Below are 9,020 nucleotides of genomic sequence, written 5' to 3'. Positions count from 1 at the left end.
GGCATTGATGTGGAAGAGCCGATGAGTCTTACCGGTATCGGTAGGGAATTAGGAATGAGCCGTGATCGCGTGCGTAATTTGGAACGTGATGGTCTAGCTGGCCTGCGTCGCGTAAGTGAAACAGTTGTTGCTTATGTAGCGGCTTGATACTTAGCTTGCCAATCTTTATTTCATTTTAAGGCTAAGTATTGTTGCTCCAAGCACAAGTGCGGCGCCAATTATAGTGGATATGTTCAATATTTCACCAAAAAATAACACTCCCCATGTGGCGGCAAATACTACTTGAGCATAACTAATTGCTGTTGCTCTTGCTGCTGGCATTTGGGTTAAACCCTGTGTAAGCCAGATTTGTCCTAGTTGGGTAAAAATTCCCACACCAATCAGCCAAGCCCAATCGCTGCCACTTGGCAGCACCGGATTTAAAACAAGCAAAGGCAGGCTCATGGGCAGCGATACCAAAGGGAAATAAAACACGATCACCATTGGATTTTCGTATTCAGCCAGGCTTCTTACAGTTACGTAAGCGATTGAAGTGAGCAGCGCACCAGTGATTGCAATCGCTGTTGCCATTGCTGGTAATGGGCTAGCAGCAAACGGTTGGGCCACCATAAAAACCCCAAGCCAGCCCAAAGCCATGGCGGCAAAGATGCGTTTGCCAGTTATCTCTCCCAAGATCCCCCAAGCCAGGGCAGTTGTGAAAGTGGGATACAGGTATTGAAAAACCGTAGCGGCTGCAAGCGGTAGCTCCGCTAATGCGGAATAAACGCAGAAAAGTGCCAGGGTGCCCACTATCCCGCGCAGCACAAGCATCCGGCGCTTCTTACCCCATGGATTAAGCCCCATCCGCTGAATCAAACACCAGCTGATCCCAAGACTCACCACCGAACGGGCAAATACCACCTCAGCTACTGGGATTCGCCCTTCCAGTTGTTTTACGCATACGGCCATCACGCTGAAGCTGAAGGCACTCAGCAGCATTAGCCGGGCGCCTGCAGCTGAAAACGGCGACCCTCCCCCTCCAGGCTTAGCTTCAGCAGCCAGGCCCCCGTTGGCAGTGCGCTCAGCCTCTCCGGCCATTCCACTGCCATTAATGAATTGCAGGCTAGAGCTTCTTCCGCTTCTTGAAAAAACAGTTCATCAGCGGCAATTGCCTGCTCGAGCCGATAAAGATCTAGATGAATTAACGCAGGTGCGCTCTCGCCCCTGCAGAAGTAGTGCTGGGCAAGGGCATAGCTGGGGCTGGTAACTGCCTCAGTAATACCGAGGCCGGCTGCGATTCCTTGCACAAGGGCAGTTTTACCTGCACCTAAGGGGCCACTAAGAAGTAGCAATGCCCCAGCTGGTAGGTATTGAGCCAGTTGCAGGCCCTGCAGCCTGGTGGCTTCAGCATCAACAAGGAAGCAGTTCATTCTTGTAGATTCTCAACAAGCGAGCCCGAAGCCTCGGCGTCTCCGCAGATATTCCAAACCCAATCGCCACTTCCTCTGGAAGTGTTAATCCCATGGTGGCTACACCCGACATTTTTTCAACGGCTGGCCTGCAGGCCACGAACACCTACGTAATCGCTGATCTTGGTTTAGCTGAATTCGGCCGCAAAGAAATTGCAATCGCTGAAACTGAAATGCCGGGCTTAATGGCCCTAAGGCTGAAGTTTGGCGCTGAACAACCCTTAAAAGGGGCCCGCATCTGCGGCAGTTTGCATATGACAATCCAAACTGCAGTGCTGATTGAAACGCTGGTGGCCCTCGGCGCAGAGGTGCGTTGGGCTTCCTGCAACATCTTTTCCACTCAAGATCATGCGGCAGCAGCAATTGCTGCTGCGGGCATTCCGGTATTTGCATATAAAGGTGAAAACCTTGATGAGTATTGGGCATTCACCCATCGCATCATGGAATGGTCTGATGGCGGCACGCCAAACATGATCCTCGACGATGGTGGCGATGCCACTGGCTTGATCGTGCTTGGCGCAAAAGCAGAAAAAGATCCTTCTGTTTTAAATAACCCCTCCAGCGAAGAAGAGGTGGCTTTATTTAAAAGTATCCGTGCCCGTTTATCCGAACAGCCTGGCTGGTATTCACGCATCTTCGCCAATATCCAAGGCGTAACGGAAGAAACCACCACCGGAGTGGCTCGCTTATATCAAATGGAGAAGGAAGGCGGCTTGCCATTTCCAGCCATCAATGTGAATGATTCGGTAACCAAAAGTAAGTTCGACAACCTCTACGGCTGCCGCGAATCTTTAGTAGACAGCATCAAACGGGCAACCGATGTGATGGTGGCCGGCAAGGTGTCGCTGGTGCTTGGTTACGGCGATGTGGGCAAAGGTTCAGCTCAGTCTTTAAGGGGTCTTGGCTCCACCGTGATGATTGCTGAAGTTGATCCAATCTGCGCTTTACAAGCCGCTATGGAGGGTTATCGAGTAGTGCGGCTGGAAGATGTGGTGCAAGATGTAGACATTTTTGTTACCGCCACTGGTAATTATCAAGTGATTCGCCATGAACATCTATTAAAGATGAAGGATCAGGCAATTGTTTGTAATATTGGACATTTTGATAACGAAATTGATGTTGTTTCCTTGAAACAATATGAATGGGACAATATCAAACCCCAGGTGGATCACATCATCCTACCAAGCGGTAATCGCATCATTCTGTTGGCTGAAGGTCGCTTGGTAAATCTTGGCTGCGCCACTGGCCATCCATCTTTTGTGATGAGTAATTCATTCACTAATCAAACCCTGGCTCAGATTGAATTATTTACAAAGCCTGAGAAGTATGAGAAAAAAGTGTATGTGCTTCCCAAGCATCTTGATGAAATGGTTGCCCGCTTGCACCTAGATAAAATCGGAGCCAAACTTACCGAACTCAGCTCAGAACAAGCTTCTTATATTAATGTAGCTGTGGAAGGGCCTTACAAGCTCGATCACTATCGTTACTAGATAGTTACTTATTATCCGTAAAAGAGGTGCAATCGGATGGGTTTTAGTGAAATGCTTCAACAGTTGCCCCAATTGATTGGTTCAGCTGTTGAAGCAAACCCTTTCCTTGGCTATGTGGCGATTTTCGCAACGATGTTTTTGGAAAATCTCTTCCCTCCGATTCCTTCTGAAATGATCATGCCCCTCGGGGGTTTTTATGTGCAGCAGGGCAAATTAGCTCTGCTGCCTGTTGTAATAGCTGGCCTTGGCGGCACGGTGCTAGGCGCTTTGCCTTGGTATGGCTTAGGCAGATTAATTAATGAAGAGCGGCTTGAGCAGTGGCTTGAACGCCATGGCCGTTGGATCGGGATTAGCGCTAATGATTTAAAACGCAGCCGGATTTGGTTCAATCGCTACGGCACTGCACTGGTGTTTTGGGGTCGTTTAGTGCCAGGGGTGCGCACTTTGATATCGGTGCCAGCTGGTATGGAATTAATGCCTTTTACCCCATTTTTGTTATGGACTACCGGGGGCAGTTTGATCTGGGTGTTGATACTCACCCTTTCAGGTTTGGCCTTGGGCAGTGGCTACGACAATGTTGAGCTATGGCTTGAACCTGTAACTAAAGCTGTGAAAGTAATTTTAGTTATTGCAGCCCTTGCTTTTGGTTCCTGGCTTGGTTTAAGAGCATGGCGGCGGCGTTAAATAAAAAACTAAGTTAATTATAAGCTAAGTTAAACAAAAAACTAAGTTCACTAACAAAAACTCTATTAGTAAGAGTTTAAAATTTAGTGAACTTGCTTAGTAATTTGCTTGGTGAGCTTAATTAGTTAAATCCTGGTGAAATTTAGCTAAAAAGGAACGTCTTCCTCATTGCTTCCACTTTGGAAGCTACCAGTCTGTTCTGCATCGCGCTTAGAGCCGAGTAGTTCGAGTCGATCAACTCGCACCACAGGCTTTGAGCGCTCTTCTCCACTGGCTCGATCGGTCCAGCGATCTAACTTGAGAGAGCCGATGATCCCTAAAAGGGATCCTTTTTTCACATAGTCAGCCGCAACCTGGGCTTGCTTGCCCCAGATTTCTAGATTGAACCAATCTGGTTCCTCATCGCGGCTGCGGCGATTTACCGCAATGGTGAGATTGGCAACAACGCTGCCTGATTCGAAGTAACGAACTTCTGGATCACGGCCGGCGCGGCCAACGAGGGTGACGGAATTGACGCCCATGGAACTTTTCCTTTTACTTAGTGGTCATGATGCGCCACCCAAGGGCGGCACACAGCTCCAGTAGTTCCACCGCTCGGGCCGGTTGTATCACCTTTAATTTTTTTTGTTCGCCAGGCGCCTCTATGATTCGCCCTCTTAAGCAACTACCCAATGTTCTGGCGTCGTTTTCAGTTCTCCCGCGATATCGGGATAGACCTGGGCACCGCCAACACCCTGATCTACGTATCAGGTCGCGGCATCGTGCTTCAGGAGCCATCAGTGGTGGCAATAGATCTTGATAAGGGCATCCCCCTAGCGGTTGGGGAAGAAGCTAAACAAATGCTGGGTCGTACCCCAGGCAATATTCGAGCGATCAGACCCCTGCGCGACGGGGTGATTGCTGATTTCGATGCCGCCGAGCAGATGATCAAATATTTTATCCGCAAGGGCAATGAAGGCCGCGGCATGTTGGCTCCACGCCTTGTAATCGGTATTCCTAGTGGTGTTACTGGCGTTGAACGGCGAGCGGTGCGGGAAGCAGGTTTAGGTGGCGCCCGTGAGGTTCATCTGATAGACGAACCGGTGGCGGCAGCAATTGGCGCAGGTTTACCGGTGGCTGAACCTGTTGGTTCAATGATTGTTGATATTGGCGGTGGCACTACAGAAGTGGCAGTGCTCAGCCTGCAGGGCACCGTGGTATCTGAATCGGTGCGAGTGGCGGGCGATGAATTAAGCGATGCGATCGCCAGTTACCTAAAAAAAGTGCACAACCTCGTAGTGGGCGAACGCACAGCAGAAGACATCAAAATTCGGATTGGATCTGCGTTTCCAAATGATGAATTTGATCAAACCGCGATTGATGTGCGCGGCTTACACCTGCTTTCTGGTTTGCCACGCACTATTTCAGTGCGATCTGGTGACGTGCGAGAAGCGATGGTGGAACCCCTCAACGTGATTGTGGAAGCGGTAAAACGCACCCTCGAGCGCACCCCGCCTGAACTCGCTGCCGACATCGTTGATCGAGGCATCATGTTGGCTGGCGGCGGCGCCCTAGTGCGAGGTATCGCCGATTTGATCAGCCATGAAACCGGCATCCTTACCCACATAGCAGAAGATCCGCTGCTTTGTGTGGTGAATGGTTGTGGACAGGTTTTAGAGGATTTCAAGCGCCTTGGCCGCGTTTTGGATGCTGCTGATTTCCATCGTTCTTCCAACTGATCCATGGCGCTGAGAACCAATCTCAAGCGCCTGCTGAATCCCCGTTTGCTGCTTGCTAGCTGGCCCTGGCTTTTGCTCCTAGCCGCTTTTGCGGTGTTGCGTATCTCCAAAGGTGCCTTGCTGCTTGATTTTTATGCCCAGGCCACAAGACCTTTTTGGCCTGGTAGTGCCCAGCGGGAATGGCTGCAAAAAGCCCAACGCTTTGAGGATCAACGACGCATTGCGTTGCTTGAGGCCCAATTGCAACAACAACAGCAGCACCAAGCCTTGCAATTACAAAAGGGCCCTTGGCTTACAGCAGCGGTAATAAGTAGAAATATTCAAGGCTGGTGGCAGCAGTTAATACTTGGGGCCGGAGCTTTGGAGGGTATTCGGGTGGGGGCTGCGGTTACAGCTCCAGGTGGCTTGTTAGGCCGCGTTAGCAGTGTTACCCCGAGCACAGCGAGGGTGTTGTTGTTAGGCGATCCCTCCAGCCGCGTGGCGGTGGAACTGCAGGGGAAGCGCGGGCAAGGGATTTTGGTTGGTGATGGCACCAGCCGGCCGCGGCTAGCTTTTTTGGATAAAGATGTGGAAGTGCTGCCTGGTGATGTGGTGATCACTTCTCCTGCAAGCACAATATTTCCAGCAAATTTGATAGTGGGGGTGGTGCAAAAAGTTGATTTTGAGGCAACACCGGCCCCAGAAGCGTTGATTCAACTAAGTGCCCCTGTTAAGGCAATCGATTGGGTGAGGGTGCGCTGAGGTGGCAATTGTTTTAGATCGTTCCAGGGCATTGTTTGCTACCGGGCTGCTGGTGTTTCTGCTCACATTGGCAAATCCTTCACTGGTGCAACTAAATGGCATTCCCCCCTGCTGGGTGGTGCTTTGGTTGCTGCCTTGGGCGGTGGTGGAGGGTCCGGCGGCTGGAGCCACGGCAGGGATTGCCATGGGCCTTCTGCTGGATGCCCTGCAGGGCAGCAATTTGAGTTCGGTGCCGGTGCTGGCGCTTTTGGGTTTTTGGTGGGGCCAATTCCAAACGGCCCGTCGTCCGCTTGAGCGCAGCACCACCCTTGGTTTACTGGCTTTGCTTGGCACCTTGCTGCTTAATGGCAGCTATGCCTTGCAGTTGTATTGGCGCGCTGAATTCAGCCGTGCGGCCTGGCAAACAACCCTCGCTCAAACTTTGCTCACCGCCTTAATCGCTCCGGTGATGTGTTCTCTATTGGTGCTGTTTTGGCGCCGCATCTCCCCCCAATACCTGCAACCCCGCTCACCGCAATGAAATTTCTGCTTCTTCTTGCGATCTTGGTGGGCTTAGGGGGCTGTAATCGCCCTCCAAAAACAGCAGAGCTACAACTTTGGACAATCCAGCTATCGCCAAAATTCGACCCATTAATCAAGCCGATGCTGGCGGATTGGGAGAGCCGTAATCCAGGTGTAAAAGTGCGATGGACCGATCTGCCCTTTGGTTCGGTGGAACGCAAGGTGCTGGCAGCAGTATTTGCTCGCACTGCACCTGATGTGGTGAATCTGAACCCTTTATTTGCTGCAAATTTGGCAAGTAAAGGTGGTTTGTTACCGCTTCAGGATCGCTTGGGGCAAGCCAAATCAACCTATATGCCGGAAATCCTGCAGGCGGGAGAGCAGCAGGGGGAGCTTTATGCCTTGCCCTGGTATCTCACCGCCCGCATCACATTGGCTAACCAGCAGTTGTTGCAGCAGGCCGGTTACAGCAAACCACCCCGCCGTTGGGATGAAGTAGCTGCTTATGCGGAGCAGATCAAAAAACGCACCGGCCGCTACGCATTGTTTGTAACGGTTGTGCCCGATGGTTCGGCGGAATTATTGGAATCGATGGTGCAGATGGGGGTTGAGTTTCTGGATATGCGCCATAGAGCGCGTTTTAACAGTGCCGCGGGGAGGCGCGCTTTTGCTTTTTGGACAGATCTTTATAGACGTGGTTTGCTGCCGCGGGAGGTGGTGAGCCAGGGATTTGCCAGGGCAATTGAGCTTTACCAAAGCGGTGAATTGGCCCAAGTGGCTACCGGTGCCGAATTCCTCAGCACAATCCAAACCAATGCGCCGCGAATTGCTGCCCAAACAGCCCCCTATCCACCCTTAGTTGGCAAAAGCGGCGTTGCAAATGTGGCGGTAATGAATTTGGCGGTAACGCGTCAAACAAGCCGCCCAAAGGAGGCGGTGGATTTGGCTGTTTTTATTACTAACCCAGAAAATCAATTGCGTTTCGCTCGAGCAGCGCGAGTGTTGCCTTCATCTGTGCCTGCTCTGCGTGAAATTGAACAGGAACTATTGCTTGCAACCGGATCGGCAGGGAAAGCAGATTTGGTGCAAAAGGCCCGTTTATTAAGTGCCCAAACCCTTGGCCAGGCTCGAGTGTTGGTGCCTGCTGATCCAGGTGTAAAACGAATGCAATCGATCATCTACGGCCAGTTGCAACGGGCCATGTTGGGCCAATTGAGCAGCTCAGCTGCCTTGTTAGCAGCGGAAAAGGAGTGGAATGCCTACGCAGCTGCCAGGTGGCCCTAGCCAAAAGTAGCAATTATTAAAAAATTAGAAAGCTGAAAAAAATTACTGATTAGATAGCTCACTTTTTGTGGTTGGAAAGTTAGGGTTGCACTTCGTAACTAAACGACCCAATGATCGAGGGCGAAGCGCTTCCTACCCAGCAACCCACAGTGCTGGTAGTGGACGACGAGCCAGCGGTGCGTCGGGTATTGGCTATGAGGCTTGAAGTAGCCGGTTATCGGGTGCTGACCGCTGAAGACGGCGAACAGGCCATTGAAGTTTTTAACAAGGAGCAGCCCGATCTCGTAGTGCTCGATGTGATGATGCCAAAACTTGATGGTTTTGCTGTCTGCCGGCGCTTGAGAGCGGAATCAGCAGTGCCAATTATTTTTCTTTCCGCTCTAGATGCCATTGCTGAAAAAGTGGCGGGCCTTGATCTTGGTGCCGATGATTACCTTTCAAAACCTTTTAGCCCTAAGGAATTAGAAACAAGAATCAATCGCATCCTCGGCCGCGTTGGCCGCGGTAATGCCAGCCAAGATCCCCGTGAACAACTGCCAGGCCTTGGCGTTTTACGGCTTGGTGATCTAGTTGTTGATAGCAATCGACGCCAGGTGACCCGCGCAGGCGAACGCATCGCCCTCACTTACACCGAGTTCAGTCTTCTGGAGTTGTTATTTCGAGAACCTGGTTGCGTAGTACCAAGAGCGGAGATTCTTGAGCAACTTTGGGGTTACCCTCCCAGACGCGCGGCGGATTTAAGGGTGGTTGATGTTTATGTGGCCCGTTTACGGGGCAAACTCGAGCCCGATCCCCGTAATCCCGAACTCATCCTCACTGTTCGAGGCACTGGGTATGCCTCCCAAAGGGTGGGTGAAATAAGCGTTGCCGCAGGGGCCTGAACATTTGGAACTTAGAGAAATTCGCCTTGAAAAAGCCAAGGCGTTAGAAGCACTTGGGCAGGGCCCGTATGCCCTTAATTTCGCGCCCACCCACAACAGCGCCGAATTACAAGCTGCCCACGCCGATCTCGCTAATGGTGAGGAACGCGATCTCACAGTGTTGGTTGCAGGGCGTGTAATCACCCGCCGGGTGATGGGTAAGTTGGCCTTTTTTACACTTCTAGATGGCAGTGGCTCAATTCAGCTCTATTTAGAAAAATCCAGCCTTGATGC

General features: G+C 51.3%; 12 protein-coding genes. 9 read left to right on the top strand and 3 right to left on the bottom strand.

Going from position 1 to position 9,020, the window contains the following annotated elements; genetic code table 11:
- On the top strand, nt 1–147 hold a 147-nt coding region (locus AC2JC8_RS07595; protein ID WP_484594449.1), incomplete at its 5' end, for a sigma factor-like helix-turn-helix DNA-binding protein.
- Between the two features lie 18 nt (nt 148–165).
- Here the strand turns inward: AC2JC8_RS07595 and AC2JC8_RS07590 are convergent.
- Together AC2JC8_RS07590 and tsaE are read right to left on the bottom strand one after the other, a co-directional pair.
- Nucleotides 166–978, bottom strand: coding sequence for a DMT family transporter (locus AC2JC8_RS07590; protein ID WP_484400036.1), 813 nt, complete (start codon nt 976–978; stop codon nt 166–168).
- Nucleotides 978–1,409 (bottom strand): tRNA (adenosine(37)-N6)-threonylcarbamoyltransferase complex ATPase subunit type 1 TsaE, encoded by a 432-nt coding sequence (gene tsaE, locus AC2JC8_RS07585; RefSeq protein WP_484400035.1) that lies wholly within the window; start codon nt 1,407–1,409, stop codon nt 978–980. Before tsaE ends, AC2JC8_RS07590 begins: the two co-directional genes overlap by 1 nt.
- A 92-nt stretch (nt 1,410–1,501) precedes the next feature.
- Here tsaE and ahcY point away from each other — a divergent pair, with 92 nt between their 5' ends.
- Nucleotides 1,502–2,938, top strand: a complete 1,437-nt coding sequence (gene ahcY, locus AC2JC8_RS07580; protein WP_484420331.1) for an adenosylhomocysteinase — start codon at nt 1,502–1,504, stop codon at nt 2,936–2,938.
- Nucleotides 2,939–2,974: 36 nt separating this feature from the next.
- Nucleotides 2,975–3,622, top strand: a complete 648-nt coding sequence (locus AC2JC8_RS07575) for a DedA family protein (protein ID WP_484400034.1) — start codon at nt 2,975–2,977, stop codon at nt 3,620–3,622.
- 146 nt (nt 3,623–3,768) lie between these two features.
- On the opposite strand, the gene AC2JC8_RS07570 is transcribed toward AC2JC8_RS07575, so the two are convergent.
- Nucleotides 3,769–4,143: a single-stranded DNA-binding protein gene (locus AC2JC8_RS07570; RefSeq protein ID WP_484400032.1), complete on the bottom strand. Its 375-nt coding sequence runs from the start codon at nt 4,141–4,143 to the stop codon at nt 3,769–3,771.
- A gap of 150 nt (nt 4,144–4,293) precedes the next feature.
- Between AC2JC8_RS07570 and AC2JC8_RS07565 the strand changes: the two genes are divergently transcribed.
- The 6 genes from AC2JC8_RS07565 to AC2JC8_RS07540 all read left to right on the top strand — a co-directional run.
- On the top strand, nt 4,294–5,340 hold the full coding sequence (locus AC2JC8_RS07565; RefSeq protein WP_295456636.1) for a rod shape-determining protein: 1,047 nt from the start codon (nt 4,294–4,296) through the stop codon (nt 5,338–5,340).
- Nucleotides 5,341–5,343: 3 nt separating this feature from the next.
- Entirely contained in the window at nt 5,344–6,081 is a 738-nt protein-coding gene (locus tag AC2JC8_RS07560; protein WP_484400031.1) for a rod shape-determining protein MreC, read from the top strand.
- 1 nt (nt 6,082) lies between these two features.
- Nucleotides 6,083–6,601, top strand: coding sequence for a rod shape-determining protein MreD (gene mreD, locus AC2JC8_RS07555; protein WP_484400029.1), 519 nt, complete (start codon nt 6,083–6,085; stop codon nt 6,599–6,601).
- Entirely contained in the window at nt 6,598–7,866 is a 1,269-nt protein-coding gene (locus tag AC2JC8_RS07550) for an ABC transporter substrate-binding protein (protein ID WP_484400028.1), read from the top strand. Before mreD ends, AC2JC8_RS07550 begins: the two co-directional genes overlap by 4 nt.
- 110 nt (nt 7,867–7,976) lie before the next feature.
- On the top strand, nt 7,977–8,747 hold the full coding sequence (gene rpaB, locus AC2JC8_RS07545) for a response regulator transcription factor RpaB (RefSeq protein WP_484400027.1): 771 nt from the start codon (nt 7,977–7,979) through the stop codon (nt 8,745–8,747).
- On the top strand, nt 8,731–9,020 hold a 290-nt coding region (locus tag AC2JC8_RS07540; RefSeq protein WP_484594446.1), incomplete at its 3' end, for an OB-fold nucleic acid binding domain-containing protein. The genes rpaB and AC2JC8_RS07540, both read left to right, overlap by 17 nt.

It is taken from the genome of Synechococcus sp., from assembly GCF_982614295.1.
The sequence above is the reverse complement of the archived record's forward strand: the minus strand, read 5'-3'. Positions and strand labels throughout refer to the sequence as shown.

What these genes read in the sequence shown, in the direction of transcription:
- AC2JC8_RS07590 (WP_484400036.1), bottom strand. Translation starts at nt 978, where the DNA reads ATGCTGCTGAGTGCCTTCAGCTTCAGCGTGATGGCCGTATGCGTAAAA.
- tsaE (WP_484400035.1), bottom strand. Translation starts at nt 1,409, where the DNA reads ATGAACTGCTTCCTTGTTGATGCTGAAGCCACCAGGCTGCAGGGCCTG.
- ahcY (WP_484420331.1), top strand. Translation starts at nt 1,502, where the DNA reads ATGGTGGCTACACCCGACATTTTTTCAACGGCTGGCCTGCAGGCCACG.
- AC2JC8_RS07575 (WP_484400034.1), top strand. Translation starts at nt 2,975, where the DNA reads ATGGGTTTTAGTGAAATGCTTCAACAGTTGCCCCAATTGATTGGTTCA.
- AC2JC8_RS07570 (WP_484400032.1), bottom strand. Translation starts at nt 4,143, where the DNA reads ATGGGCGTCAATTCCGTCACCCTCGTTGGCCGCGCCGGCCGTGATCCA.
- AC2JC8_RS07565 (WP_295456636.1), top strand. Translation starts at nt 4,294, where the DNA reads ATGTTCTGGCGTCGTTTTCAGTTCTCCCGCGATATCGGGATAGACCTG.
- AC2JC8_RS07560 (WP_484400031.1), top strand. Translation starts at nt 5,344, where the DNA reads ATGGCGCTGAGAACCAATCTCAAGCGCCTGCTGAATCCCCGTTTGCTG.
- AC2JC8_RS07550 (WP_484400028.1), top strand. Translation starts at nt 6,598, where the DNA reads ATGAAATTTCTGCTTCTTCTTGCGATCTTGGTGGGCTTAGGGGGCTGT.
- rpaB (WP_484400027.1), top strand. Translation starts at nt 7,977, where the DNA reads ATGATCGAGGGCGAAGCGCTTCCTACCCAGCAACCCACAGTGCTGGTA.